Source organism: Thermus islandicus DSM 21543, from assembly GCF_000421625.1.
Classification (GTDB): domain Bacteria; phylum Deinococcota; class Deinococci; order Deinococcales; family Thermaceae; genus Thermus; species Thermus islandicus.
Genome location: NZ_ATXJ01000006.1, coordinates 40,856 through 64,519 on the forward strand (window position 1 = coordinate 40,856; position 23,664 = coordinate 64,519).

At 67.7% G+C, this 23,664-nt stretch carries 26 protein-coding genes; 8 read left to right on the plus strand and 18 right to left on the minus strand.

The window, feature by feature from the left end:
- Window positions 1–53 precede the first annotated feature (53 nt).
- From rplT to infC, 3 genes are all read right to left on the minus strand, one after another.
- The gene (gene rplT / locus H531_RS0107400) at window positions 54–410 is read right to left on the minus strand and encodes a 50S ribosomal protein L20 (protein ID WP_022798721.1); all 357 of its coding nucleotides are present in this window, start codon (window positions 408–410) and stop codon (window positions 54–56) included.
- A gap of 13 nt (window positions 411–423) precedes the next feature.
- Window positions 424–621: a 50S ribosomal protein L35 gene (gene rpmI / locus H531_RS0107405; RefSeq protein WP_028490720.1), complete on the minus strand. Its 198-nt coding sequence runs from the start codon at window positions 619–621 to the stop codon at window positions 424–426.
- Window positions 622–711: 90 nt separating this feature from the next.
- Window positions 712–1,227 (minus strand): translation initiation factor IF-3, encoded by a 516-nt coding sequence (infC, locus tag H531_RS0107410; RefSeq protein WP_028490721.1) that lies wholly within the window; start codon window positions 1,225–1,227, stop codon window positions 712–714.
- A 91-nt stretch (window positions 1,228–1,318) separates the two neighbouring features.
- On the opposite strand from infC, the gene H531_RS0107415 reads away from it, so the two are divergent.
- A complete protein-coding gene (locus H531_RS0107415; protein WP_022798724.1) occupies window positions 1,319–2,080 on the plus strand; it encodes an enoyl-CoA hydratase/isomerase family protein in 762 nt (253 codons plus the stop codon).
- Window positions 2,081–2,197: 117 nt separating this feature from the next.
- On the opposite strand, the gene H531_RS0107420 is transcribed toward H531_RS0107415, so the two are convergent.
- From H531_RS0107420 to hpaI, 13 genes are all read right to left on the minus strand, one after another.
- The gene (locus H531_RS0107420) at window positions 2,198–2,623 is read right to left on the minus strand and encodes a thioesterase family protein (RefSeq protein ID WP_022798725.1); all 426 of its coding nucleotides are present in this window, start codon (window positions 2,621–2,623) and stop codon (window positions 2,198–2,200) included.
- 1 nt (window position 2,624) lies between these two features.
- A complete protein-coding gene (locus H531_RS0107425) occupies window positions 2,625–3,959 on the minus strand; it encodes a phenylacetate--CoA ligase (RefSeq protein ID WP_028490722.1) in 1,335 nt (444 codons plus the stop codon).
- On the minus strand, window positions 3,922–4,326 hold the full coding sequence (gene paaI, locus H531_RS0107430) for a hydroxyphenylacetyl-CoA thioesterase PaaI (RefSeq protein ID WP_022798727.1): 405 nt from the start codon (window positions 4,324–4,326) through the stop codon (window positions 3,922–3,924). Before paaI ends, H531_RS0107425 begins: the two co-directional genes overlap by 38 nt.
- On the minus strand, window positions 4,323–5,054 hold the full coding sequence (locus tag H531_RS0107435) for an ABC transporter ATP-binding protein (RefSeq protein WP_022798728.1): 732 nt from the start codon (window positions 5,052–5,054) through the stop codon (window positions 4,323–4,325). Before H531_RS0107435 ends, paaI begins: the two co-directional genes overlap by 4 nt.
- Window positions 5,051–6,802, minus strand: a complete 1,752-nt coding sequence (locus tag H531_RS12935; protein WP_022798729.1) for a branched-chain amino acid ABC transporter ATP-binding protein/permease — start codon at window positions 6,800–6,802, stop codon at window positions 5,051–5,053. The genes H531_RS0107435 and H531_RS12935 overlap by 4 nt, the downstream gene beginning before the upstream one ends.
- Window positions 6,799–7,776 (minus strand): branched-chain amino acid ABC transporter permease, encoded by a 978-nt coding sequence (locus tag H531_RS0107445; RefSeq protein WP_022798730.1) that lies wholly within the window; start codon window positions 7,774–7,776, stop codon window positions 6,799–6,801. Before H531_RS0107445 ends, H531_RS12935 begins: the two co-directional genes overlap by 4 nt.
- 3 nt (window positions 7,777–7,779) lie before the next feature.
- Window positions 7,780–8,952 (minus strand): ABC transporter substrate-binding protein, encoded by a 1,173-nt coding sequence (locus H531_RS0107450; protein ID WP_022798731.1) that lies wholly within the window; start codon window positions 8,950–8,952, stop codon window positions 7,780–7,782.
- A 119-nt stretch (window positions 8,953–9,071) separates the two neighbouring features.
- A complete protein-coding gene (gene hpaD, locus H531_RS0107455) occupies window positions 9,072–10,031 on the minus strand; it encodes a 3,4-dihydroxyphenylacetate 2,3-dioxygenase (protein ID WP_022798732.1) in 960 nt (319 codons plus the stop codon).
- Entirely contained in the window at window positions 10,019–10,468 is a 450-nt protein-coding gene (hpaC, locus tag H531_RS0107460; protein WP_028490723.1) for a 4-hydroxyphenylacetate 3-monooxygenase reductase subunit, read from the minus strand. Before hpaC ends, hpaD begins: the two co-directional genes overlap by 13 nt.
- A gap of 11 nt (window positions 10,469–10,479) precedes the next feature.
- On the minus strand, window positions 10,480–11,931 hold the full coding sequence (gene hpaB, locus H531_RS0107465; protein ID WP_022798734.1) for a 4-hydroxyphenylacetate 3-monooxygenase, oxygenase component: 1,452 nt from the start codon (window positions 11,929–11,931) through the stop codon (window positions 10,480–10,482).
- 12 nt (window positions 11,932–11,943) lie between these two features.
- A complete protein-coding gene (hpaE, locus tag H531_RS0107470; RefSeq protein ID WP_022798735.1) occupies window positions 11,944–13,491 on the minus strand; it encodes a 5-carboxymethyl-2-hydroxymuconate semialdehyde dehydrogenase in 1,548 nt (515 codons plus the stop codon).
- Window positions 13,488–14,228 (minus strand): fumarylacetoacetate hydrolase family protein, encoded by a 741-nt coding sequence (locus tag H531_RS0107475; protein ID WP_022798736.1) that lies wholly within the window; start codon window positions 14,226–14,228, stop codon window positions 13,488–13,490. Before H531_RS0107475 ends, hpaE begins: the two co-directional genes overlap by 4 nt.
- Window positions 14,225–15,115 (minus strand): 2,4-dihydroxyhept-2-ene-1,7-dioic acid aldolase, encoded by an 891-nt coding sequence (gene hpaI, locus H531_RS0107480; RefSeq protein ID WP_028490724.1) that lies wholly within the window; start codon window positions 15,113–15,115, stop codon window positions 14,225–14,227. The genes H531_RS0107475 and hpaI overlap by 4 nt, the downstream gene beginning before the upstream one ends.
- A gap of 147 nt (window positions 15,116–15,262) precedes the next feature.
- Between hpaI and H531_RS0107485 the strand changes: the two genes are divergently transcribed.
- Together H531_RS0107485 and H531_RS0107490 are read left to right on the plus strand one after the other, a co-directional pair.
- A complete protein-coding gene (locus H531_RS0107485; RefSeq protein WP_022798738.1) occupies window positions 15,263–16,636 on the plus strand; it encodes a PucR family transcriptional regulator in 1,374 nt (457 codons plus the stop codon).
- Between the two features lie 10 nt (window positions 16,637–16,646).
- Window positions 16,647–17,081 carry a hypothetical protein gene (locus H531_RS0107490; RefSeq protein WP_022798739.1) on the plus strand — a complete coding sequence of 145 codons (435 nt, stop codon included), beginning with the start codon at window positions 16,647–16,649 and terminating at the stop codon, window positions 17,079–17,081.
- A 39-nt stretch (window positions 17,082–17,120) separates the two neighbouring features.
- Here the strand turns inward: H531_RS0107490 and serA are convergent, their stop codons facing one another.
- Complete coding sequence (gene serA, locus H531_RS0107495; RefSeq protein WP_022798740.1) at window positions 17,121–18,686, minus strand: phosphoglycerate dehydrogenase; 1,566 nt, start codon at window positions 18,684–18,686, stop codon at window positions 17,121–17,123.
- A 90-nt stretch (window positions 18,687–18,776) separates the two neighbouring features.
- Between serA and H531_RS0107500 the strand changes: the two genes are divergently transcribed.
- From H531_RS0107500 to H531_RS12940, 3 genes are all read left to right on the plus strand, one after another.
- On the plus strand, window positions 18,777–19,619 hold the full coding sequence (locus tag H531_RS0107500; RefSeq protein WP_022798741.1) for a DegV family protein: 843 nt from the start codon (window positions 18,777–18,779) through the stop codon (window positions 19,617–19,619).
- Between the two features lie 12 nt (window positions 19,620–19,631).
- Complete coding sequence (gene dtd / locus H531_RS0107505) at window positions 19,632–20,090, plus strand: D-aminoacyl-tRNA deacylase (RefSeq protein ID WP_022798742.1); 459 nt, start codon at window positions 19,632–19,634, stop codon at window positions 20,088–20,090.
- A 63-nt stretch (window positions 20,091–20,153) separates the two neighbouring features.
- A complete protein-coding gene (locus H531_RS12940) occupies window positions 20,154–21,206 on the plus strand; it encodes a fatty acid desaturase (RefSeq protein WP_033399299.1) in 1,053 nt (350 codons plus the stop codon).
- Here the strand turns inward: H531_RS12940 and purH are convergent.
- Window positions 21,178–22,668: a bifunctional phosphoribosylaminoimidazolecarboxamide formyltransferase/IMP cyclohydrolase gene (gene purH / locus H531_RS0107515; protein ID WP_022798744.1), complete on the minus strand. Its 1,491-nt coding sequence runs from the start codon at window positions 22,666–22,668 to the stop codon at window positions 21,178–21,180. The genes H531_RS12940 and purH overlap by 29 nt on opposite strands.
- A gap of 31 nt (window positions 22,669–22,699) precedes the next feature.
- Between purH and H531_RS0107520 the strand changes: the two genes are divergently transcribed.
- A complete protein-coding gene (locus tag H531_RS0107520; RefSeq protein ID WP_022798745.1) occupies window positions 22,700–23,086 on the plus strand; it encodes a GatB/YqeY domain-containing protein in 387 nt (128 codons plus the stop codon).
- Window positions 23,083–23,637, plus strand: a complete 555-nt coding sequence (locus H531_RS0107525) for an NUDIX domain-containing protein (RefSeq protein WP_022798746.1) — start codon at window positions 23,083–23,085, stop codon at window positions 23,635–23,637. The genes H531_RS0107520 and H531_RS0107525 overlap by 4 nt, the downstream gene beginning before the upstream one ends.
- Window positions 23,638–23,664 lie beyond the last annotated feature (27 nt).

The following is a 23,664-nucleotide window of genomic DNA, read 5'->3' on the forward strand; positions in this document are numbered from 1 at the left end:
GGGCCTAGGAAACAAGGCCCCGGGCCCCGCGCGGGGCCCGGGGTGCGGCAGGCTCAGGCCCGGGCCGCCTTGGCCTTCTCCACCAGCTCCGCGAAGACCCGCGGCTCCCGCACCGCCAGGTCGGCCAGCACCTTCCGGTCAAGGGCAATCCCCGCCTTCTTAAGGCCGTTCATGAAGCTGGAGTAGTTGAGGCCGTGCTGGCGGCAAGCGGCGTTGATGCGCACGATCCAAAGCCTCCGGAAATCCCGCTTCTTCCGCTTGCGGTCGCGGTAGGCGTAGTTCCCAGCGGCAAAGAGGGTTTCCCGGGCCTTGCGGAAGCTCTTGGAGCGCAGGCCCCAGTAGCCCTTGGCCAGCTTCAGGATCTTCTTGTGCTTCCGGCGGCGGACGACTCCCGTCTTGGCGCGCGGCATCCTCTACCCCCTCCTAGGCGTAGGGGAGGAGGAGCTTGAGGCGCTCCGCCTCCGGCTTGGCCAGGGTGAACTTCCGTCCCTTCTGCCGGATCGCCTTCCCCGACTTGTGCCAGTTCAGGTGCCGTTTGCCGGTCTTCATGGCCACCACCTTGCCCGAAGCGGTAACCTTCACCCGCTTCTTGGCGCCCTTATGGGTCTTCATCTTCGGCATAGCCTTCCTCCGGCCCGGGGAGCGCCCCCAAAAGGGGGTCTTGGAGGCTCCCCAAAGCCCTCCCACTATACCAGAGGGGGCGCCTTCGGTCTAGGCGGAAACCTTGGCCGGGGCCAGGAGCATGTTCATGTCCCGGCCTAGGAGTTCGGGCTTCATCTCCACCACGGCCACGCCCTTGAGGTCCTCGGCCACCCGCTCCAGGAGCCGCTGCCCGAGCTCAGGATGGCTCATCTCCCGCCCCCGGAACATGATGGTCACCTTAACCTTGTGGCCTTCCTCCAGGAAGCGCTTGATATGGCCCAGCTTGGTCTGATAGTCGTGGGTGTCTATTTTGACCCGGAACTTGATGGACTTGACCTCGGTGCGCTTGGCCTTTTTCCGGGCCTCCTTCTCCGCCACCTGCTGCTGGTAGCGCCACTTGGAGTAGTCCATGATGCGGGCCACGGGGGGATCGGCCGTGGGACCCACCAGAACCAGGTCCAGCCCCTGCTCCTCGGCCAGGCGCAAGGCCTCCCGGGTGTCCATGATGCCGAGCTGCTGCCCCTCGGGCCCGATGACCCGGACCTGCTTGGCGCGGATCCGCTCGTTGGTCAGGTATTCCTTTATCTACACCACCTCCCTGCCCGCAAACGCCTGGGACCGTGCTTGCGGGCTAAGGGGAGTGTAGCAGGAAACGCCCTCCGGCTACAATGGGGGCATGGTCCAGACGGAAAGAGGCCGGGTGGCCACGGTCTTCCTCAACGACCCCGAGCGGCGTAACCCCCTTTCCCCGGAGATGGTAGGGGGGCTCTTGGAGGCGCTGGAGGCCCTCGAGGCCGACCCCGGGGTGAGGGTGGTGGTCCTCACGGGCAAGGGCCGAGCCTTCAGCGCCGGGGCGGACCTGGCCTTTTTGGAAAAGGTCACGGAGCTTGGGGCCGAGGAGAACTACCGCCACTCCCTCTCCCTCATGCGGCTCTTCCACCGCCTTTACACCTTTCCCAAGCCCACCGTGGCGGCAGTGAACGGTCCGGCGGTGGCGGGGGGGGCCGGCCTCGCCTTGGCCTCGGACCTGGTGGTGATGGACGAGGAGGCCCAGATGGGCTTCACCGAGGTGAGGATCGGGTTTGTGGCCGCCTTGGTCTCTGTTCTCCTCACCCGGGCCGTGGGGGAGAAGGTGGCCAAGGACCTCCTCCTCACGGGGAGGCTCTTAGGGGCAGAGGAGGCCAAGGCCCTGGGCCTCGTAAACCGCCTGGCCGCGCCGGGAAAGGCCTTGGAAGAGGCCCGGGCCCTGGCGGAGGAGGTAGCGGCCAATGCCCCCACCTCCCTCCGCCTTACCAAAGAACTCCTCCTCGCCCTCCCGGGCATGGGCCTCGAGGAGGGCTTCCGCCTGGCGGCCCTGGCCAACGCTTGGGTGCGGGAGACCGGGGATCTGAAGGAGGGCATCCGCGCCTTCTTTGAACGGCGCAAACCCCGGTTCTAATACCACCCCATGCGGACTTGCCCCCGCCTGAGGGCCCCGGTGGAAAGTCCCGGCGGGGTTTTCGGGACATCCCGTTGGTTTCGCAACCTGGGGTATGCTCCCGGGAAAGCCCCAGGTTTAGGCCCTGCCCTTTTTCTGCGCCCACCTCTCCTTGAGGCGAGCGAAGAGGGCCTCCACCTTGGCCTTGGGCAGGATCACCTGCTCCGTCCGCCCCTTGCCCATCAGGTCGCCAAGCTCGTTGTAGGCCTCCATGACGGCGTAGACGCGATTTCCCTCGGTGCGCTCGTGGCGGGCCACGATGCGCACCCGCATCCCCGGTAGCGCCGAGGCCAGGTGCCGCACCTCCACATAGCTCCCGATCCCTTCCTCGCCTTCTTCCAGGAAGGGCAGGATGATCTTCCGGCCCGCCAGCTCCATGTGCTTGGCCATCCAGTAGGTGGCGTAGACAGGATGGACGGGGCCGAGCTCCTCAAAGTTCACCGTCATCTCCTCGGTGACCACGGTCTCAAAGACCGCCTCGTAGCCTTGGGGAATGGGGCGCATGCTACTTCCTCAGGTCCAGAACCCGCCTCAGCTTCCCCCCTTCGCTCCTTGGGGCCTGGCCCGGGGCCAACAGGGTCACCCTCATGCTCACCCCGATGGTGTCCTTGATCTTGTGGGCCACCTTTTCCCGGAGGGCATGGAGGCGATGGTCCGCCTCCACCACCTCGTCGGAGAGGACCTCCTGGCCGATTTGCCGGAAGAAGTCCTCGGAGACCTCCACCTTGAGCTCGGCCTCGTCCAGGGTACCCTCGCGGCGCACCACGATCTGGTAAAGGGGCACCACCTCGGGGATGCCCAGGAGAACGGCCTCCACCTGGGTGGGGTAGACGTTGACCCCCCGAACGATGAGCATATCGTCGGTACGCCCCAACACGGGCCCCATGCGCACATGGGTGCGGCCGCAGGCGCACGGCTCATGGGTGAGGAAGGTGAGGTCCCCGGTCCAGTAGCGGAGGAGGGGCATGGCCTCCTTGGTGAGGGTGGTGAGGACTAAGACCCCCACCTTGCCCTCGGGAAGGGGTTCCCCGGTATCGGGGTCCACCACCTCGGGGAGGAAGTGGTCCTCCCAGATGTGGCTCCCCCGCCTTTCCTCCACGCACTCGTTGGCCACCCCGGGCCCGATGATCTCGGAGAGGCCGTAGATGTTGGTGCTCCTCACCCCAAGGCCCTCGTCCACCTGCTTCCTTATGGCCTCAGTCCAGGGCTCGGCGCCCAAGACGGCGTACTTTAGGGAGATCTCCTCTGGGGAAACCCCCCGCTTCCGGAACTCCTCCGCCAGGGTCTGGGCATAGGAAGGGGTACAGGAGATGACCTCGGGGCGAAGGTCTTGGATGAGCATGAGTTGGCGCTCGGTCATGCCCCCGGACACGGGGACCACGGTCATCCCCAAGGCCTCACCCCCCCCGTGGAGGCCCAACCCCCCCGTGAAAAGGCCGTAGCCGTAGGCGTTGTGGAGCATCATTCCGGGCCTCGCCCCGGCCGCCGCCAGGGAACGGGCCACCACCTCGGCGAAGACCTGAAGGTCGCCCTTGGTGTAGCCCACCACCATGGGCTTCCCGGTGGTGCCGCTAGAGGCGTGGATCCTGGCCAGGTTCTCCCGGGGCACGGCGAAGAGGCCAAAGGGGTAGTGGTCGCGAAGGTCCGCCTTTCGGGTGAAGGGGAGCCTGGGGAGGTCCTCGAGGCCCTTAAGCCCCTTGGGGTCCACCCCGGCCTCGTCCAGGAGCTTTCGGTAAAAGGGCACCCGCTCGTGGACGTAGGCCACCACCCGCTTAAGCCTTTCCTCCTGAAGCGCCCTAAGCCTAGGCCTCGGAAGGGCCTCCAGTTCCGGCTGGTACATCATCCCCGTCACCTCCTAAGCGAAAAACCGTTCCCGTGAAGAGGGCCACGAGCCTCCCCCCGGAGACCACCTCCACCCGGTAGGTGGCCGTACGCCGGGAGAGGTGAACCTCCTGGGCCCGCGCCTCCACCTCCGCCCCCAGGGCAAGGGGCCGGAAGTAGTCCATGCGGCAGGAGAGGGCCACGGCGGGCCCCCGGGAGTTGCTGGCGAGGGCGAAGGCGCTGTCGGCCAGGGCGTAGAGGAAGCCCCCGTGGGCGGTGCCGTGGAGGTTGAGGTGGTGCGCCTCCACCCGCCCCCCCACCGCCGCCTCCCCAGGACCCAGGGAGAGCACCCGGAGCCCCAAGGCCTCCCGGAAGGGGTCCCTCATCCCTCCCCCACCTCCCGCGCCGCCCCCAGGTAGGCCTCCACCACCCGGGGGTTCTGCCTGAGCTCTTCCGCCCGCCCCGAAAGGGCCACCTCCCCCGCCTCCAACACCACCGCCCGGTCCGCGAGGGCGAGGGCCATCCTGGCGTTTTGCTCCACCACAAGGAGGGTCGCTCCCTCCCCCTTGAGGGCGGCGAGGATGCGGAAGATCTCCTGCACGATGAGGGGAGCGAGGCCCAAGGAGGGCTCGTCCAGAAGGAGGAGGCGGGGCCTGGCCATCAGGGCCCGGCCCAGGGCCAGCATCTGCTGCTCCCCTCCAGAAAGCGTCCCCGCAGGCTGGCGCCGCCTTTCCTCCAGGCGGGGAAAGAGGGCGTAGACCCGCTTGAGGTCCGCCCTCAGGTCCTCTCCCCTCTTAAAGCGGGAAAACCCCCCAAGGAGGAGGTTGTCCTCCACGGAAAGCCCTGGGAAAAGGGCCCGCCCCTCGGGGACGAGGACCACCCCCCGGGCGAGGAGGGCCTCGGGGGTCCTCTGGGGGAGGGCCTCCCCTAGGAGGCGCACCTCCCCCTCGGCCCGGGCGAGGCCGAGAAGCCCCCGAAGCACACTCGTCTTCCCCGCCCCGTTGGGGCCGATGAGGGCCAGGGCCTCCCCCTCCTCCAGGGCGAAGCCCACCCCTCGCACCGCCTCCAGGGCCCCGTAGCGCACCGTGAGGTCCCGCACCTCTAAGAGGCTCATGCCGCCTCCCCCAGATAGGCCGCCCGCACCAGGGGGTTCTTCCGCACCTCTTCGGGCGTCCCCTCGGCGATCTTCTCCCCGTAGTTCATCACCACCACCCGGTCGGCAAGCCCCATGATGAGGTCCATGTCATGGTCCACCAGGAGGAGGCTGTACCCCTCCCGGGCGAGGGCCAAAAGAAGCCTCGCGAGCTCCCGCTTCTCCCCCGCCCTAAGCCCCGCCCCCGGCTCGTCCAGAAGGAGGACCTCCGCCCCCGAGGCGAGGAGCCTCGCGAGCTCCAAAAGGCGCTGCTGCCCCGCGGTGAGCCGGTCGGCCCGCTCCAGGGCCAGATCCCCCAGGCCCACCCGCCTCAGGGCCTCCCAGGCCGTGGCCAAGGCCCGCGCTTCCTCCTCCCGGTGAAGGCCGAGGAGCACCTGGAAGAACCCTGCCCGGGTCCTGGCGTAGGTGGCCAGGGCCACGTTCTCCAGCACCGTCATCTCCGGAAACACGTGGGGGTGCTGGAAAGTGCGGCCGAGGCCCAGGGGATGGACCCGGTAAGGGGGGAGGCCGGTGATCTCCCTTCCCAAGAAAAAGACCCGGCCGGAGTCGGGCCGGAGGGCCCCAGAAACGAGGTTAAAGGTGGTGCTCTTCCCCGCCCCATTGGGGCCGATCAGGGCCAGGATCTCCCCCCGCCTTAGGGCGAAGGAGACTCCGTTCACCGCCAAAAGCCCCCCGAAGGCCTTCCGCAGATCCCTGGCCTCCAGGACCACCTCCCCGCGCGCACCCGAGGGGGGCCTTAGGGGGAGGGGGGCCTTCTGGGGGAGGCTCGCCTTCCCCCGGGGAAGCCTCCTTGCGAGGAGGGGCCAGAGGCCCTGGGGGGCGAAGAGGAGGATCCCCGCCAAAACCAGGCCGTAGGCCACCGTCTCGTAGTTCCCCTGCTGGCCCAAAAGGAGAGGGAGGAGGTCCTTGAGCCAGTCCTCGAGGCCCGTGAAGAGGGCAGCCCCCAAAAGCACCCCGGGAATCGTCCCCACCCCGCCCGCCACCGCCATCACCAGGTACTTGATGGAGGCCTCGAGGGAAAAGGGCGTGGGGTTCACGAAGCGCAGGAAGTGGGCGTAGAGGAACCCCGCAAGCCCCGCGATGGCCCCTGCGAGGAGGAAGGCCTGAAGGCGGAGGGCGGCCGGGTCCACCCCGAAGCTCGCCGCGGTGAGGGCATCCCCCCTTAGGGCGAGGAGGGCCCGGCCTAGGCGGCTTTCCCGGAGGTTTTGTAGGGCGAGGACAAGGAGGGCGAGGAAGAAGAGGCTCAAGAAGGCGTAGCGGAAGGGGGTGTCCAGGGGAAGGCCAAAGAGGACGAGGGCCGGGAGGTCCGTGAGCCCCGTGTGCCCCCCGGTGAGCCCCACCAGGTTCCCCGCCAGGATGTAGAGGGCCACCTGCCAGGCGATGGTGGAAAGGGGGAGGAAGTGCCCTTTAAGCCGCACCGTGAGCAGGCCCAGGACCAGGGCGAAGGCCAGGGTGAGGAGAAGCCCTAGGAGGAGGCCCGCCCAGGGGGAAAGGCCCGTCCCCTTGGCGAGGAGGGCGGTGGCGTAGGCCGCCACCCCCATGAAGGCCGCCTGCGCGAAGCTCGTCATCCCCCCAAGCCCGGTGAGAACGTAAAGGGAAAGGGCCACCAGGCCCGAGAGGGCGAAGAAGTTAAGCAGGGTGAGGGAGAAGGGGAAGGGGGAGAGGAGGAAGGGAAGGAGGAGAAGGGCAAAACCGAGGTACCGCCTCATTCCTCCACCCCCTTCGCCCGCAGGCTCTGGTAGAAGAGGGCCGGCACCAGGAGAAGAAAGGCCAAGGCGTCCTTGTAGGCGCTGGCGTAGAAGCTGGTGAAACTCTCAAAAAAGGCCACGAGCAGCGCCCCCAAAAAGGCCACCGGGTAGCTCAAAAGCCCCCCCAGGATCGCCGCCACGAAGCCCTTCAGACCCAGCATGAACCCCATGAAGTAAGCGGCGTTGATGAGGGGCGCGAGGAGGAGCCCCGAGAGGGCCGCCATGAGGCTCGCGATGGCGAAGGCCACCATCCCCGCCTCCTCCGGACGGATCCCGCAAAGCCTGGCCCCAAGCCGGTTCTCCGCCGCCGCCAGAAGGGCCTTGCCGAAGAGGGCGCGGCGAAAGAAGAGGTAAAGGGCAAGCACCGAGGCCAGGGCAAAGGCGAGGACCAGGACCCCCTGCCAGCTGAGGCCCACGGTGGCCTCTCCCGGTAGGAGAGGCTCGGGGCGGAACTGCTCGGGGCCGAAGAAGACGAGCCCGAGCCCCTGGTAGGCCACGTGGAGCCCCACCGCCATGATGAGGAGGGCCAGGACCGTGGCCTCCCGCATGGGCTGGAAGAAGACCCGGTAGGTGGAAACCCCCAGGTAGACCACGAGGAGGAGGGCCGCCAGATAGGCCAGGGGCGCCACCCCCCGGGCGAGGAGGAAGAGGAGGAAAAGCCCCGCCCCCCCGAGGAGGGGAAGGGCCCGGCCCCGGCCCCGCTCCAGGAGCGCCCAAAGAACCCCCAGGACCAGGGCGAGCCCCAGCGTCCCGGGGAGTTTTCCCGACTGGAGCCAGACCAGGGAGAGGGGAGCAAACATCATGAGCTCCCCAATGGGGACCAGGATCACCCGGGTTACGGTGAAGACCAGGACCAGGGCCAGGGCCAAAAGGCCGTAGACCACCCCGTTCTGCAGGCCGTCCAGAAGGAGGAAACCGAGGATGGTGGCGTCCATGGCCTAACGGAAGGTGCGGATGAGCTTCCAGCGGCCCCCTTCCACCTGGACCATCACCGCCGCGTCCTCAAAGCGGAGGCCCAAGTGGTCCTCCTTGCTGAAGGTGAAGATCCCGTGGGTGGCCACCAGGCCCCTCGTGGCCTCAATCTCGTCCCGGAGGGCGGCACGGAAGGCGGCGAGGTCCTTTTCGGGGTCGGCCTTCCTGAGGGCGCGCTCCAGGGCCGGCCTCAGGATGAGCCAGGCGTCCCAGGCGTGGGCCCCAAAGGTGGAGTAGGAGCCGATGCCGTACTTGGCCTCGTAGCGCTGGATGTAGTCCAGGGCCACCCGCTTGGAGGGGAAGCTACCCGGGAGCTGCTCGGCCACCAGGATGGGCCCGGCGGGGAGGAGGGTGCCCTCCACGTCCTTGCCGCCCACCCGGAGGAAGTCGGGGTTGGCCACGCCATGGGTTTGGTAGATGAGGCCGGCGTAGCCCCGCTCCTTGAGGGTTCGCTGGGGCAGGACGGCAGGGGTGCCGCTTGCGCCGATGAGGACGGCCTCAGGCCTGCGGGCCAGGATCCTCAGCACCTGGCCGGTGACGCTGGTGTCCGTACGGTTGTAGCGCTCGCTGGCCACCACCTGGATCCCCTTGGCCTTCGCCTCGGCCTCAAAGAAGCGGGCCCAGCCCTCACCGTAGGCGTCGTTGAAGCCGATGTAGCCCACGGTCCTTACCCCACGGGCCGCCATATCGGCCACGATGGCCCGGGCCATGAGCTCCTCCGTCTGAGGGGTCTTGAAGACCCAGTAGCGCTGGGCGTCCACGGGGTAGATGATGTCCTTGCTGGCGGCCAGGGAGATCATGGGCACCTTGGCCTCAGCCACCACCGGGATCATTCCCAGGGAGGCCGGGGTGGTGGTGGTGCCGATGACGGCCACTACCCCTTCCTCCACCAGCTTCCTGGTGTTGCGCACCGCCTGGGTGGTATCGGAGGCATCGTCCAGAAGGACGAACTCCACCTTCCTCCCCCCCACACCCCCCTGGCGGCTGAGGAGCTCTTGCAAAAGGAGGAAGGTGTTCCGCTCCGGGATGCCCAAGGAGGCCGCCGGGCCGGTAGCCGAGACCACCACGCCCACCTTGAGGGGAGCCTGGGCCAAGGCGCCCAGGGCCAGAACCAGAACCGCTGCTAACCCACGCTTCATCCTTCACCTCCTCTGCCAGCCTTGCGGCTAGCTAACAAACGTTTGTACCTTCGCCCCTAGTCTAGGGAGGGACCTTTGTCCCGTCAAGGGGCGGGCCTCCGGGACCCGCCCTTGGGGCCTTAGATCACGTGCTGGGGAAGGCCCTCAAGCCTCGAGGCCCTCGTGGGCACGGGCCTGCCCTCGAGGTCCAGAAGGGGGCTTCCCTCCAGGAACCAGCTCTTGGGGGTGCGGTGCCCCCAGAGGGTCTGCCGCCTGGGGTCGTTCAGGCTCCAGCGCACCGGGGGCAGGTCGGGGTCCACGGTGAGGTAGTCGGAGGTGTAGAGCTCCATGCGGTGCCCGTCGGGGTCCTTAAGGTAGAGGAACATGGCGTTGGAGATCCCGTGCCGCCCGGGGCCCCGCTCAATCTGGTCGGTGCGCATGGCCCCGGCCAGGATGTCCGCTGCCCTTAGGACGGCAAGGGGATCGGGGAGCCAGTAGGCGAAGTGGTGGAGCCTGGGGCCTTCCCCGTTGGTGAAGGCCACATCGTGGACGTTCCCCTTGCGGTGAAGCCAGCTCGCCCAAAGCCTCCCCTCGTCATCCTCCGTGTACTCGGTGAGGCGGAAGCCGAGGGCTTCTTGGTAAAGCCGCGTGGCCTCCCCCACCTCGGGGGAGAAGAGGTTCAGGTGGTCAATGCGGAGGATGCCGGGGCCCCGGTGCTCGTGGTAGCGCTGCAGCACCCGGGGAAGCTTCTCCGCCTGGAAGTAGAAGGCCAAGGGATAGCCGAAGGGGTCCTGGACCCGGAGGACCCTAGGCCGGCCCCAGTCCCCCTCGAGGCGGTGGGGCAGGCCCTCCCTCCTGGCCCAGGCCTCCAGGGCCTCAAGCCCTTCCTCCGAGTCCACCTTAAAGCCCAGGCTCCGCACCGCCGCCAGGGGGGCCTGGGTGAGCTTGAGGCTCCACTCCAGCTCCTCATAGCCCCGGAGGTAGGCGCTTTTCCCCTCCCGGTGCTCCACCCTTAGGCCCAGAAGCCCGTGGTAAAAGTCCAGGCTCCTTTCCAAGTCCTGGACCCAAAGCTCAATAAAGCCCACCCTCACGATGGCCATACCAACCTCCTGTAGCCCCGCCGGAAGTAGACCAGAGGAGGGGCCTCCTCGCCAAGCTCCACCGCCTCCACCCGGCCCACCACGAGCCGGTGATCCCCCCCGGGATAGAGGGCTTCCAGGCGGCAACGGAGGACGGCCAAGGCCCCCGGGACCGCCCCCCCTACCAGACCGATCCCCTCCTTGGGCCTTCCGGCGAAGTGCTCGGAAACCGCCTCCTGCCCCTCCCGCAAGAAGCTCACGCTGAAGGCCCGGCTCGCCTCCACCACGGGAAGGAGCCTCGCCCCCTCGGCGATGCCCAAGGCGACCAAAGGGGGCTCGAGGCTCAGGGACATGAAGGCGGTAGCGGTCATGCCCCGCTCCTCCTCCCCATGCCGGGCGGAGACCACGGTAACCCCCGCGGCCAGGCGGGAAAGGGCCTCCTTAAAGGCCCCCTTCAGGGCCTCCTGGGTCACGCCCGCACCTCCTCAAAAACCTTTAGGCTTTCCTGCAGGAATTCCCGGATGCGGGCCTTGTAGGGCTCCTTGTCGTAGACGTTGAAGAGGGTCTGGTACATGCGCACAGGGTCGCCGAAGAAGAAGCGCTCGTAAAGCTCCTGCCTTGCCCCAAACCCCGAGAGGGTCATGTCCCAGGCCAGGCGGAAAAGGGCGACCCGCTCCCTGGCCTCGAGGGTAGCCCCCTGGAGGAACTTCTCCAGGAAAGGGGCCAAAGGACCCTTGAAGTCCCGCTCCGAGGGGAGGGTGATGAGGCCGCTGGCCCCGATCTGCTCCACGATCTCCCGGATCCTGGGATAAAGCCTGGGGTACAGGTTCCGAGCCCCGTCCAAAGCGGCGCGGTCGGGCACAAGGAGGCCGTAGGCGTTCTCCTTAGCCTCCTCCTCGGCCCGGGTCCAGAAGGCCCGCATGGCCTCCAGGTAGACGATGATCTCGGCGATCTTTTCCTGGACGTGGCCGTAGGCATCGGCCCCGATCCCCTCGGCCATCAAGGCGGCCACCCCGAGGAAGGCCTCCGTCTTGGCCGTTTTGAGGGCCACCACCTGGTGGGCCATGTGGTTCAGGGCCCCGGTGGCCGCATAGGCGTTGTTGCAAAGCTCCACACTCCCTAGGATGAAGACCCGCTCCCAGGGGACCAGCACATCGTCAAAGACCACCAGGCAGTCCATCTCCTCGAGGCGGCTGGAGAGGGGGTAGTCAAAGGGGCTTTCCCCGCCCACCAGGGCCTCGCGGCAGACGAAGTGGAGGCCCGGGGTAGAGGTGGGCAGGGCGAAGGCCACGGCGTAGCGCTGGCTCTCAGGCCCCTCCTTGAGAAGGGTGGAGGGGAAGATGAGGACCTCATCCGCCAAGGGGAAGGTGGCGGTCATCCTGGCCCCCCGAACCACGATGCCCTTCTCCGTCTGCCGCACCACCCCCACGGGGATGTAGGGGTCGGGCTGGCCCGCGGGGGGCCTGGCCCGGTTCACCTGGGGATTGGTGAGGGCGTGGGTGGTGGCCAGGTCCCGGTCCCGAAGGTAGCGGTAGTAGGCCCGCACATTCTCGGCAAACTCCCCGAAGAAGTCGGCGCTGGCCGCATAGGCCATGACCACGGCGTTGAGGTAATCGGGGCTTCGGCCCATCATCCCCAGGTTTTGGTCGGCCCAACGCTTGTAGGCCTGTCCCCGCCGCTTCAGGTCCTCCTTGGTCTTAGGGATGAGGAAGCTCATCCCGTGCCGCTTCCCCTCCTCCTCGTAGGTGAGGACCTCCCGGTGGCGGGGGTCGTGCTGCAGATCGTAAAGGGCCGCCATGGTGCGCACGATGCCCCGGAAGACCGGGTGGGTGGTGGGGTCCGCCACCTTCTCCCCCTTGTACCAAAGGTTAGGGGGGTTCTCCCGAAGGGCTTCCAGGTACTCCGCTCCTGTCCTTGCCATACGCTTCCCTCCTCAGCGCCCGAACTTGGGCACATGGGGCGGCCTCAGGGGTAGCCCCACGCTTTTGAGATCGGTATAGAACTCCAGGGCGTAAACGCCCCCTTCCCGGCGATCGCCGCTCTGCTTTACCCCGCCAAAAGGGGTGGGCAGGTGGCGCACATTGTGGCTGTTCAGGTAGACGAGCCCAGCCTCCAGCTCCAGGGCCAGGCGGTGGGCCCGCTCCAGGTCTCGGGTGAACACGTAGGCGGCGAGGCCATACTTGGTGTCGTTGGCCTTCCTCAGGGCGTCCTCCTCGTCCTTAAAGGGAATGGCCAGCAAGACCGGCCCAAAGATCTCCTCCTGGGCAATGCGCATGGAGTTCTCCCCCAGGAAGAGGGTGGGCTCCAGGTAGTTGCCCCGGGAAAGGTCCTCCCCCCGGAAGGAGGTCTCCGCCTTCCTTCCCCCCACCAGGAGCCTGGCCCCCTCCTCGAGGCCGATCCGGATATAGTTCAGGACGCGCTCCAGGTGCTCGGGATGGATGAGGGGGCCTACCTCGGTCTCAGGGTCTAGGGGATGCCCCACCCGGATCCGCCGGGCCCGCTCGGCCACCCGGCCCACGAACTCCTCAAAAATCGTCTCCTCCACCAGGAGCCGGGAGTTGGCTGTGCAGCGCTCCCCGTTGAAGGAGTAGATCTGGAAGACCACCGCGTCCAAGGCCCGCTCAAGGTCCGCATCGGCGAAGACCAAGGCCGGGCTCTTCCCCCCGAGCTCCAAGGAGAGCCGCTTCAAGTGGAGGGCGGCGTTGCGCATCACCACCTTTCCCGTTTCCGTTTCGCCGGTAAGGGTGATCAGGGGAACCAGGGGATGGGCCACCAAGGCGGCCCCGGCCTCCTCCCCGTAGCCCTGGACCAGGTTGAACACCCCAGGGGGCAGGTCAGCCTCCTGCAGGATCTCCGCCAAGAGGCTGGCGGTCAGGGGGCTCCACTCGGCGGGCTTCAAGACCACGGTGTTGCCGAAGGCCAAGGCCGGGGCGATGCGCCAGGTGGCGAGCATCAAAGGGGCGTTCCAAGGGGTGATGATGCCCACCGGACCCACCGGCACCCGCACGGCGTAGTAGAGCCAGTCGCGGTCCACAGGGTAGGTGCGGTCCTCCATGGCGTGCTCGGCGTACTCGGCGTAGAAGGCGAAGTTCTCCGCCGCACGGGCCACCTGGGCACGCACGATCCTAAGGACCTGGCCCGCATCCAGGCACTCCAAGACCGCGAGGTCATCGGCCCGCTTTTCCAGAAGCTCCGCGATGCGCAGGAGGTACCGCTTCCGCTCCCGGGCCGGCGTGCGGCTCCAGCGGGCGAAGGCCCGGTGGGCCGCCTGGGCTGCCCGGTCCACCTCGGCCGCCCCACCCCGGGCCGCGAAGCCCAGGACTTGGTTGTTGGAGGGGTCTAGGGTGGGAAAGGTGGCCCCGTCCTCAGAGGGAACAAAGGCCCCGTCAATAAAGTGCAGCGCCGGCCTCGAGGCCGCCTCCTTGCGGAGCGCCTCAATCCTTTCCCAAGGGATACCCGCCACCTGGTCTGCGTACCTCATGCCTCCTCCTCTATGGGGTTCTCCAAAGCCCCAAGCCCCTGGATCTCCAGCCGCATCACGTCCCCCGGCCGCACCCGGCTGATCCCCTTAGGGGTGCCGGTGAGGAGGACATCGTAGGGCTCCAGGGTCATGAACTCGGAGATGAACTCCAAGAGCTCCGCCACGCTGTAGAGCATCCTCGAGGTATGCCCCTCCTGGCGAAGCTCGCCGTTGACGTAGGCCCGCATCCAAAGGTCCTGGGGGTCTTGCACCTCCTCCACCACCAAAAAGGGCCCCAGGGGAAGGAAGGTGTCCCGGCCCTTGGCCCGGATGGGGGGGCGGAAGGTGTTCCGCACGTAGTCCCGGGCCACCAGGTCATTGGCAATGGTGTAGCCCAGGACGTAGTCCAGAGCGTCCTTAGCCCGGACCCGCTTCATGGGGCGGCCCACCACCACGGCCAGCTCCACCTCGTAGTGGACGAACTCCACCCCCTTGGGGTAAAGCACCACCCCCTTGTGGGGGAGGAGGCTGGTGTTGGGCTTCCAGAAAAGGGCGGGCTCCTCTGGCCGGGAAAGGCCGAGCTCTTCGGCGTGGTCGGGGTAGTTGAGGGCTACGCCCAAGACCTTCCCCGGCTCAAAGGGCAGAAGCCAGGTGACGGCCTCGGGGTCGTGGGCCTCCCCCGCCTCGTCCAGGAGGAGACCCTCCCGAAAGACCCCTCGGTGGAGGCGGCCGCGATGGAGGAAGCGGCAGAGCTTCACCCCTCACCTCCCAAAAGCCCGTAGCGGAGGGCCATGGCCCGGAGGCGCTCCTCCACCTCGGGGCGGGTGGGCCCAAGGGGAGGCCGCCACTCCTTCTCACAAAGCCCCATCCAGGAAAGGACGGTCTTCAGGGGGATGGGGTTCGTATCCCAGAAGATGGCCTCGTTGGCCTCCAAAAGGTGGAAGTGGAGCTCCCTTGCCCCCGGGAAATCCCCGTCCAAGGCCCTCTGGCAAAGCTCTGCTACCTCCTTGGGCAGCCAGTTGGCCGTGGCGGCGATGGTCCCCACCGCCCCCAGGCTCATCATGGGGAGGGTGAGGCTTTCCAGCCCGCAGAAGACAAGGAAGTCCCGCCCCGCCTCCTGTAAGAGGTGGGAAACGTACTCCAGGTCCTTGGAGGAGTGCTTGAGCCCGACGATATGGGGAAAGTCCCGCCGGAGGCGGGCCACGGTCTTGGGGGCGATCTCCACCCCGGAGCGGCCCGGGATGTTGTAGATGAGGAGGGGGAAGTCGGGGACCGCCCTGGCCACCTCGGCAAAGTAGTGGTAAAGCCCCTCCTGGTTGGGCTTCACGTAGTAGGGGACGATCACCATAGCCCCTTGGGCCCCGGCCTCCCTGGCGAAGCGCGTGAGCTCCAGGGTCTCCTCGAGGCGAAGCGCCCCCGTGCCCGGGATCACGGGCACCCTTCCCGCCACCTGGTCTAGGACCACCTCTATGGCGCGCTTTCTCTCCTCCAGGGTCTGGGTGCCGGGCTCGCCGGTGGTGCCCCCCACGCTTACGCCGTGGGAGCCCCCCTGCACGACCCGCTCCACAAGCCGCCTCAGGGCCGCCTCGTCCAGCCTGCCCTGGCGGAAGGGGGTGGGTAAAGGTGGTATGGACCCGCGGAACATGCTTCTCCTTTCCTCCCCCAGGATGGAGGGGGGTGCGGGGAGGGACAATTGGTGTCTAGTTGCAAATTTCTAGCTTCCATTATCTTTTTCTACAAGATTTTCCCCCCTTTCCTCGGCCACAGCGGCAGGGTATAGTGGAAATACCCTATGTGGTCCCATGAATTTGGGGAAAACACCATAGGCTTCTCCGCTCTCTGCCAGGGCCTCGGCCTCCAGGTCCTGGTCCCCTCGGAACGCCCCGCCCTTTACCTCCTCCCCGAGCCTAGGCCTCTCTTACCCCCGGAGGGGGCCCTTCTCCTCTTCCGCCCCGAGGGGAGCCTCTACCGCTACCGGACCGCCGCAGGCTTCCTCCTCCCCGAACCCGACCCCGAGGTGCGGGCCTTCGCCGAAGCGGAAGGCCTGGGCCTCGCCCTTTACCCTCCGTGGCTGAGGGCCGAGGAGTTGGAAAGGGCCCTTACCCTCCGCCTCTTCGCCTTGGGTCCAGGGATGGCCCTAGCGGGGCTTCTGGACCTTCTCCTGAAGCTTCCGGAGAGGCCCCTCCTTGAGGTCCTCCATCAGGCCACGGGCCTCGCCCTGGCCCGGGTAGCCCCTTGGGGAGAGGTGTTGGGCTTTGCCGGAGTGGTGCCTCCGGAGCACCCCAGGGAGCCAGGGGAGGGAAAGGGGTACCTGGCCCTCGAGGCGGGGGAAGGCGTCCTCGTGGCCTACGGGGAGGAGGGCCGCTTTAAAAGGGCCCGGGGAATCTTGGAGGTGGCCACCCGCCTCCTCCGGGTGCGGGCTTTGGAGCGGAGTCTGGAAAGAATGCAGGAGGAGTCCCTGGGCGGGGCCCTCCTGGAGGCCCTGGTCCTGGGGGAGGCCGAACCGGAGCGGCTTTTTGCCTTTGGGTTCACCGAGGGAGTGGAGTGGGTCCTCGCCCTTTTGGAGCCGCCCTCTGTCCTGGGCCGCCACCGCCTGGCGGAGGAAAGGCGGCGGGAGGCCACCCTGGAGCTTCGGCGCCGCTCGGGAGCCTTCCTGGACCGCCTGGGGGTGCCCTACCTCCTTGCGGTCCGGGGCAACCGGGTCGTCGCCATGTGGCAGGTCCATAGCCCCAAGAGGGAGGCAGACGCCCTCCTCCAGGCCCTGCCCCCGGGAAGCCGCCTGGGCTACTCGGCGGTGCACACGGGGGGGGAGGTGCAACAGGCCTACCGGGAGGCCCTCATCGCCCTCAAGGCGGCCAGGCCCGGGGAGGCCCTCTCCTTCACGGGACTGGACCCCGTGGCCTTCGTGCTCCTGCAGCAGTCCCCCGAGGACCTGAAGGCCCTGGTGGAGCGCTACCTGCCCCTCGCCCCCAAGCTTCTGAAGACCCTCGAGGCCTACCTGGAGGCCCGCACCCTGGAGGAGGCTGCGGAGAAGCTCCACATCCACCCGAATACCCTTCGCTACCGCCTAAAGCGCATTGAGGAGGGGATAGGCCCCCTCTCCCGCCCCGAGACCCTGGCCCGGGTCCACCTGGCCCTTAGGGCGCGGGACCTCCTCCTGGGCTAAAATGGAAGCCATGGGAAAACTCCGCGCGCTCACCCTGGCGCTCCTCTTCTTGTTGGGCGGCGGGGGAGGAGCCCAGACCCTCCTGGAAGCCACCGCCGTGGCCGCCTTGGCCTCGAGCCTGGACCCTGGGGTGCGCCTGCCCGCGGGGAGCTACAAGGCGAAAAGCCCCGAGCCCCTCCTGGCCCGCTTCCCCGAGGCCCGGGGGTACGCCCTGGAGGCCTTCGTGGCCAAGGGCCTGGCGAGCCGGCTCCACGCCGCCTTCGTCCAGCAGGTTCTCACCGCCTTCGCCGCCGCGGGGTACTTCCTGGAAGGCCAGGAGGAAAAGGTGGTGGCGGGGGAGGTGCGGGTGAAATACGTGCTCAAGGACTCCCTAGGAAGGCCCGCCCTCCTTTTGGTGGTGCGGAAGGGGGACGAGTTGGTGTACGCCTTCGGGAAGCTTAAGTGACTAAATTCACGATTTTCCAGGCTCGTGCCAAAACTCTCCTCAAAGCTCCACCAGGTCCACCCGCTCCAGCACGGGAAGGGCCCTCAAGGCCTCTAAGACCTCGGGCGCAGGCTTCTGGTCCACGGTGAGGACAAAAAGGGCCCTCCCCCCGGGCACGTCCCGGCCGAGCTGCATCCCGGCGATGTTCACCCCCGCCTCCCCCAAAAGGGTCCCCACCTGCCCCACCACCCCGGGGCGGTCGTAGTTCACGCAGACCAGCATGTACCCCTCCGGGATGGCCTCGAGGGCATAGTCGTCCACGCCCACGAGCCTGGGCCTCCCCCCCATGACCACCCCTCGGGCCCTGCGGGACTCCTGGTCGGTGGTCAGGCGCACCTCCACCAGCCTGGTGTACTCCCCGGCCTCCTCCTGCCGCCAGGTGACAAGCCGGATCCCCCGGTCCTTGAGCAGGGGTTTGGCGGCCACCAGGTTCACCCCCTCCTGGCCCAAGACCCGGGAAAGGAGGCCCTTGGCCACGGCGCTGGCCACGGGCTCTGGGTCCTTCTCGTACCGGCCCAGGAACCCTACCTCCAAGACCTCCGGCCGCCCCCGGGTGATCTGGGCCAGGAGCTTGCCCAGGACCTCCCCGAGGGGCAGGAAGCCCTTCAGGGCCTCGAGGGCCTCGGGGTCAAACCCGGTGTTCAGGGCGTAGGCCAGGTCTCCCTCCAGGGTGCGCACCACCCGCTCCAGGATGGCCTCCCCCACCCTTTCCTGGGCCTCCACGGTGTTCGCCCCCAGGTGGGCGGTGAGGACGACCCGAGGGTGCTTTAGGAGGGGATGGTCCTTGGGCGGGGGCTCCACGCTGTAGACGTCCAAGCCGGCGGCGAAAAGGTGGCCCTCCTCCAGGACTTCCAGCAGGGCCTTCTCGTCCACGATCCCCCCCCTTGCCGCGTTCACCACCACCGCCCCCCGGGGCAGGAGGTAAAGCTCCCGCCGGCCGATCATCCCCCGGGTCTCCTCGGTGAGGGGGGTGTGCACGGTGAGGAAATGGCTTTGGCGGAGGAGGTCCTCCAGGTGCTCCAAAAGCTCCACCCCCAGGCTTTCCGCCCGGGTCCTGGGGATGTAGGGATCGTAGGCCAGAACCCGCATCTCAAAGCCCTTGGCAAACCGGGCCACCTGGCTACCGATCCGGCCCAGGCCCACGATGCCCAGGGTCTTCCCCTTGAGCTCCAGCCCCAAGAACCTGCGGTCCCACTCCCCCTGCCGAACCTTGCGGTCGGAGAGGGCAATGCCCCGGGCGGCGGCAAGGAGGAGGCCGAAGGCGAGCTCCGCAGCCGAGCGGGTGTTGGCCTCGGGGACGTTCACCACCAGGATGCCCAGGCGGCTTGCCGCCTCCAGGTCCACGTTGTCCACCCCTACCCCCCCCCGGCCCACCACCTTAAGCCGCTTTCCCCGACGGAGGAGCTCCTCGTCCACCTGGGTGCGGCTCCGGGTGATGAGGGCATCGTAGGCCGGGATGACCTCCAGAAGCTCCTCCCGGCCGATCCCCGGCCGGTAGTCCAGGAGCACCCCAGGGTATTTCAGGTCCCCAAGCCGCATGTCGTCCGCAACCAGCACCCGCCACATATACCCTTGACCCTAGCACGGGGAAACCCTTGGGGGCAAGCGCACCCCCCCGGCCCCGCGTGGTATCCTGGGCCGGGCCGAAGGAGGGTTATGAGGGTAGCCTTGGTCACCGATTCCACCGCCGACCTGCCGAAGCCCTTGAGGGAAGGGCTCGGAATCCGGGTCGTGCCCCTCTACGTGCACCTCGGGGGGAGGGTGTACCGGGACTGGGAGGAGATCACCCCCGGGGAGATCGTCCAGAAGGTACGGGCGGGAGAGACCTTCCCCACCACCAGTCAGCCCTCGCCCGAGGACTTCGCCAGGACGTACGCCCAGGCCCTCGAGGCGGCAGACCACGTCCTCTCGCTCCACCTCTCGGGCAGGCTCTCGGGCACGGTGCGCTCCGCGGAGCTGGCCGCGGGCCAGTTCCCCGGCAAGGTCACGGTCCTGGACACCCAGGCCACCTCTTTGGGCCTGGGCATGATGGTCCTAAGGGCCCACGAGCTCCTCTCGGAAGGGTACGGCCTGGAGGCCATGCTCAAGGAGATCCACCGCATCCGGGCCGACCACTTCGTGCGCTTCACCACGGCCACCCTGGAGTTCCTCAAGCGGGGTGGGCGCATCGGTGGGGCCCAGGCCTTGCTCGGCACCCTCCTCAACCTCAAGCCCATCCTCACCCTCAAGGAGGGCCGGGTGGAGACCGCAGGCCGGGCCCGGGGGGAAAGGAAGGCCCGAGAGGAGATCGTGAGGGACTTCCAGGCCTGGGCGGCGGGACGCCCACGCATCCGCGCCTTTTTCCTCTATAGCGGCGAGGAGGAGGCCGTGCGCGAGCTAAGGGAGAGGGTCCTCGCGCTTGGCCTCCCCGTGGAGGAGGCCCTGGTGAGCGAGATCGGGGCGGTGATCGCCAGCCACACCGGACCCGGGGCCTACGGGGTCTACGCCTACAGCCTCTAGCGGGGGGAAGGCGTGCGGGCTGTGGTGCAACGGGTTTCCGAGGCCTTCGTGGAGGTGGAGGGGGAGGTGGTGGGAAGGATCGGGCTGGGCCTCCTCGTCCTCCTGGGCGTGGGGCAGAAGGACAGCACCGAGGATGCCCTCTACCTGGCGCGGAAGATCGTCCACCTCCGGGTCTTCCCCGACCTCGAGGGCCGGATGAACCTCTCCCTCCGGGAGGTGGGGGGGGAGGTGCTTGTGGTGAGCCAGTTCACCCTCTACGCCGACACCCGTAAGGGCCACCGCCCCTCCTTTCTTAAGGCGGCTCCGCCCGATCAGGGCAAAAGGCTCTATGAGGCGGCCATAGAGGCCTTCCTCCAGCAGGGGGTCCATGTGGAAACCGGCATCTACGGGGCCCACATGCGGGTCCACCTGGTGAACGACGGCCCCGTCACCCTCCTCCTGGACTCGGAGGAGCGCCTTAGGCCGAGGTAGCCTCTCACACCTCTCACCCTCGCCCCGGGGAGAATGGGGCGTGCTCCCGGGCACGTGGTGAAGATGAAAAAGATAGAACCCAAGGACTGGATCCCCCTTATCAAGCCCTATACCAAGCCCAACATGGCCAGAAGCCTCCGCCAGGTGGCGAACACCCTCCTCCCCCTCCTCCTCCTCTTCTACCTGGCCCACCGGGCCCTTTCGGTCTCCCTCTTCCTTACCCTGGCCTTAGACGCCCTGGCCGCCCTCTTCCTGGTGCGCCTCTTCATCCTCCAGCACGACGCCGGCCACGGTTCCTTCTTTCCCAAGAAGTGGATGAACAACCTCCTGGGCTTCCTCGCTGGGGTTTTGACCCTCGTCCCCTACCACCACTGGCAGCTCTCCCACGCACGGCACCACGCCACGAGCGGCAACCTGGACAAGCGGGGGGTGGGGGACATTTACACCATGACCCTGGAGGAGTACCTGCGGGCCACCCCGAGCGAGCGCCTGCGGTACCGGCTCTACCGCAACCCCTTTGTGATGTTCCTCCTTGGGCCCCTCTACGTCTTCCTCCTCTCCTACCGCCTTCCCTTGGGCTACGGCTCGGAAAAGCCCTCGGTGCGGAACTCCGTGGCCCTCACCAACCTCTTCCTCGTCCTCCTCTGGGCGGGGATCTACCTGGGCTTCGGCCTCAAGACCCTCCTCCTCGTCTACCTCCCCATCCAGTACCTCGCCGGGATGGTGGGGATCTTCCTCTTCTACGTCCAGCACCAGTTTGAGGACGCCTACTGGGAGCACGACCCTCGCTGGGAGCACTTGAAGGCCGCCATGGAGGGGAGCACCTACCTAAAGCTTCCCAGGGTCCTCCAGTGGCTCACGGGGAACATCGGCTTCCACCACATCCACCACCTGGCCCCCAAGATCCCCAACTACCTCCTCCCCGAGGTGCAGGAGAAGGTGGACCTGGTGAAGGTGGCCCCCACCGTGACCCTCAGGGACGCCCTGGGCATCGCCTTCGCCGACCTGCACCTCCACGACGAGGAAAGCCGGAAGCTCATCGGCTTCAAGGAAGCCCACCGCAGGCTAAGGGAGAAGGCGAGGCTTGCTAGTGGCGGAAGTGGCGCACGCCCGTGAAGACCATGGCCATCCCCGCCTCCTCCGCCGCCCGGATGGAGTCCCCGTCCCGGAGGCTTCCCCCGGGCTGGATGACGGCGGCTACCCCGAAGGAGGCGGCGAGGCGAAGGACGTCGTCAAAGGGGAAGAAGGCGTCGGAGGCCAAGACGGCTCCCCTCGCCCCCTCCCCTGCGGCCTCGAGGGCGTGCCGGGCGGCGGCGAGGCGGTTTGTCTGTCCTACCCCGATCCCCAGGGTCCTTCCCCCCTTGGCCACCACGATGGCGTTGGAGCGCACGTGCTTCACCACCTTCCAGGCGAAGAGGAGGTCCTGCCACTCCGCCTCGGTGGGCGCCTTCTTAGTGACCACCCGGAGGTCCACCGGGTCCATGGCATCGGCGTCCTGCAGGAGCACCCCACCCCTTAGCCGCCTCAGGTCCAGGTAGAGGCCCTGGGCGGGGAAGGGCACCCGGAGGAGGCGGAGGTTTCTCTTCTTGGCCAAGACCGCCAGGGCCTCCTGGCTGAAGGCGGGGGCGAGGACCACCTCGAGGAAGACCTCCCCCAAGGCTTGGGCGGTGGGGCCGTCCACCTCCCGGTTGAAGGCCACGATCCCCCCGAAGATGGAGACGAGATCCGCGGCGTAGGCCTTCCTGTAGGCCTCCAAGGGCCCCTCCCCCAGGGCCACCCCGCAGGGGTTCTGGTGCTTCACCGCCACGCAGGCGGGTTCCGCGAACTCCGAGACCAGGTTCCAGGCGGCCTCCGCGTCCAGGTAGTTGTTGAAGCTCATGGCCTTGCCCTGGAGGACTTCGGCCAGAAGCAAGGGGCCTTCCTCCCCCACCACCCGGTAGAGGGCCGCCTCCTGGTGGGGGTTCTCCCCGTAGCGCAGGGGCGCCGCCCTCTTCAGGACCAGGAACTTCTCCTCGGGGAACTTCTCCCCGGCCAGCCACTCGGCGATGGCGGCGTCGTAGGCGGCGGTGTGGGCGAAGGCCTTGCGGGCAAGCTCCCGGCGGAACTCCGGCGTGGGCCCCTCCCTAAGGGCCTCGAGGACCTTCCCGTAGTCCCCGGGGTCGCAGACGGGGAGGACCGCCAGGTGGTTCTTGGCCGCCGCCCGGAGCATGGCGGGCCCCCCGATGTCCACCTGCTCCAGCGCCTCCTCAAAGGAAGCCCCCCGGGCCACCGCCTCCCGGAAGGGGTAGAGGTTCACCGCCAGGACGCCGATGCGCTCCAGGCCCAAGGACCTAAGCTCCTCCTCCTGGTCGGGCCGGGCGAGGAGGGCGGCGTGCACCCTGGGGTGGAGGGTCTTGACCCGGCCCGAGAGGACCTCGGGAAAGCCGGTGAACTCGGAGATGTAGGTCACGGGAAGCCCGGCCTCCTTCAGGACCCGGTACGTCCCCCCGGTGGCGAGGAGGCGGAAGCCCAGGTCCACAAGGCCCCGGGCGAAGGCCTCGAGGCCCCGCTTGTCAGAAACGGAGAGGAGCGCCCACATGAAAGGGATTGTACCCGCTAAACTGAGGGGGATGACCATCTACGAGGGCATCCAAAAGGCCATCCGGGAGGCCATGAAGGCCAAGGACCAGAAGACCCTGGACTTCGCCCGGGTAGTCAAGGCGGAGTTGGACCGCAAGGGGGACGGCAAACCCCTCCCCGACGCCGAGGCGGTCAAGGTCCTGAAGGCCCTCAAGGAGATCGCCCTGGAGCAGGGAAACGCCTTTGAGGCAGAGTTCTTGGACCGCTTTTTGCCCAAGGAGATGACTGAGGAGGAAATAGAGGCCTGGATCCGGGAAAACCTTGACCTCTCCCGGTTCAAAAACCCCCTGGCCGCCATCGGGGCCGTGACCCAGGCCCTGGGACCGAAGGCGCCTGGGGAGAAGGTGCGCCGGGTCATTGAGCGCATGGCCCGATGAGCCCCTGGAAGCGCCTGGACCTGGAGGAGATCCTCTCCGAGCCCGTGCGCCTGGTGCGGGAGCGCCTCCGGACCCACACGGGCAAGGAGATCACCTATGTCTACCGCCCCGGGCCGGTGGCGGCGAGCTTCGTCCTGCCCGTGACCGAGGAGGGCACCGCCCTCCTCATCCGGCAGTACCGCCACCCCACCGGGAAGTTCCTCCTGGAGGTGCCTGCGGGGAAGGTGGACGCAGGGGAAAGCCCTGAGGAAGCCGCAAGGCGCGAGCTTTTGGAGGAGATCGGCGCGGAGGCCGAGGCTTTCCTCCCCCTACCTCCCTTCCACCCCCAGCCCTCCTTCACCGCCGTGGTCTTCCACCCCTTCCTGGCCCTCAAGGCCCGCATCGTCCGTCCCCCCGCCCTCGAGGAGGGGGAGCTTTTGGAGCCCGTGCTCCTTCCCCTTAAGGAGGTGTACGCCCTCTTGGAGCGGGGGGAGATCCAGGACGCCTCCACCGCCCTCACCCTCTTTTACGCCAGGCCCCGCCTCGAGGCCCTGGGCCTCCTAAAGCCCTAGCGCAAAACCTGGGCAAAGGAGCGCATA

Coding starts and splice junctions, on each gene's coding strand:
- H531_RS0107525 (WP_022798746.1), top strand. CDS start 23,083: ATGAGCCCCTGGAAGCGCCTGGACCTGGAGGAGATCCTCTCCGAGCCC.
- H531_RS0107500 (WP_022798741.1), top strand. CDS start 18,777: ATGAGGGTAGCCTTGGTCACCGATTCCACCGCCGACCTGCCGAAGCCC.
- rpmI (WP_028490720.1), bottom strand. CDS start 621: ATGCCGAAGATGAAGACCCATAAGGGCGCCAAGAAGCGGGTGAAGGTT.
- purH (WP_022798744.1), bottom strand. CDS start 22,668: ATGTGGGCGCTCCTCTCCGTTTCTGACAAGCGGGGCCTCGAGGCCTTC.
- hpaI (WP_028490724.1), bottom strand. CDS start 15,115: ATGTTCCGCGGGTCCATACCACCTTTACCCACCCCCTTCCGCCAGGGC.
- hpaB (WP_022798734.1), bottom strand. CDS start 11,931: ATGGCAAGGACAGGAGCGGAGTACCTGGAAGCCCTTCGGGAGAACCCC.
- paaI (WP_022798727.1), bottom strand. CDS start 4,326: ATGAGGGACCCCTTCCGGGAGGCCTTGGGGCTCCGGGTGCTCTCCCTG.
- H531_RS0107450 (WP_022798731.1), bottom strand. CDS start 8,952: ATGAAGCGTGGGTTAGCAGCGGTTCTGGTTCTGGCCCTGGGCGCCTTG.
- hpaE (WP_022798735.1), bottom strand. CDS start 13,491: ATGAGGTACGCAGACCAGGTGGCGGGTATCCCTTGGGAAAGGATTGAG.
- serA (WP_022798740.1), bottom strand. CDS start 18,686: ATGTGGCGGGTGCTGGTTGCGGACGACATGCGGCTTGGGGACCTGAAA.
- H531_RS0107520 (WP_022798745.1), top strand. CDS start 22,700: ATGACCATCTACGAGGGCATCCAAAAGGCCATCCGGGAGGCCATGAAG.
- H531_RS0107490 (WP_022798739.1), top strand. CDS start 16,647: ATGGGAAAACTCCGCGCGCTCACCCTGGCGCTCCTCTTCTTGTTGGGC.
- H531_RS0107485 (WP_022798738.1), top strand. CDS start 15,263: ATGTGGTCCCATGAATTTGGGGAAAACACCATAGGCTTCTCCGCTCTC.
- H531_RS12940 (WP_033399299.1), top strand. CDS start 20,154: ATGAAAAAGATAGAACCCAAGGACTGGATCCCCCTTATCAAGCCCTAT.
- H531_RS0107445 (WP_022798730.1), bottom strand. CDS start 7,776: ATGGACGCCACCATCCTCGGTTTCCTCCTTCTGGACGGCCTGCAGAAC.
- H531_RS0107415 (WP_022798724.1), top strand. CDS start 1,319: ATGGTCCAGACGGAAAGAGGCCGGGTGGCCACGGTCTTCCTCAACGAC.
- H531_RS0107425 (WP_028490722.1), bottom strand. CDS start 3,959: ATGTACCAGCCGGAACTGGAGGCCCTTCCGAGGCCTAGGCTTAGGGCG.
- H531_RS0107420 (WP_022798725.1), bottom strand. CDS start 2,623: ATGCGCCCCATTCCCCAAGGCTACGAGGCGGTCTTTGAGACCGTGGTC.
- H531_RS12935 (WP_022798729.1), bottom strand. CDS start 6,802: ATGAGGCGGTACCTCGGTTTTGCCCTTCTCCTCCTTCCCTTCCTCCTC.
- rplT (WP_022798721.1), bottom strand. CDS start 410: ATGCCGCGCGCCAAGACGGGAGTCGTCCGCCGCCGGAAGCACAAGAAG.
- H531_RS0107435 (WP_022798728.1), bottom strand. CDS start 5,054: ATGAGCCTCTTAGAGGTGCGGGACCTCACGGTGCGCTACGGGGCCCTG.
- hpaD (WP_022798732.1), bottom strand. CDS start 10,031: ATGGCCATCGTGAGGGTGGGCTTTATTGAGCTTTGGGTCCAGGACTTG.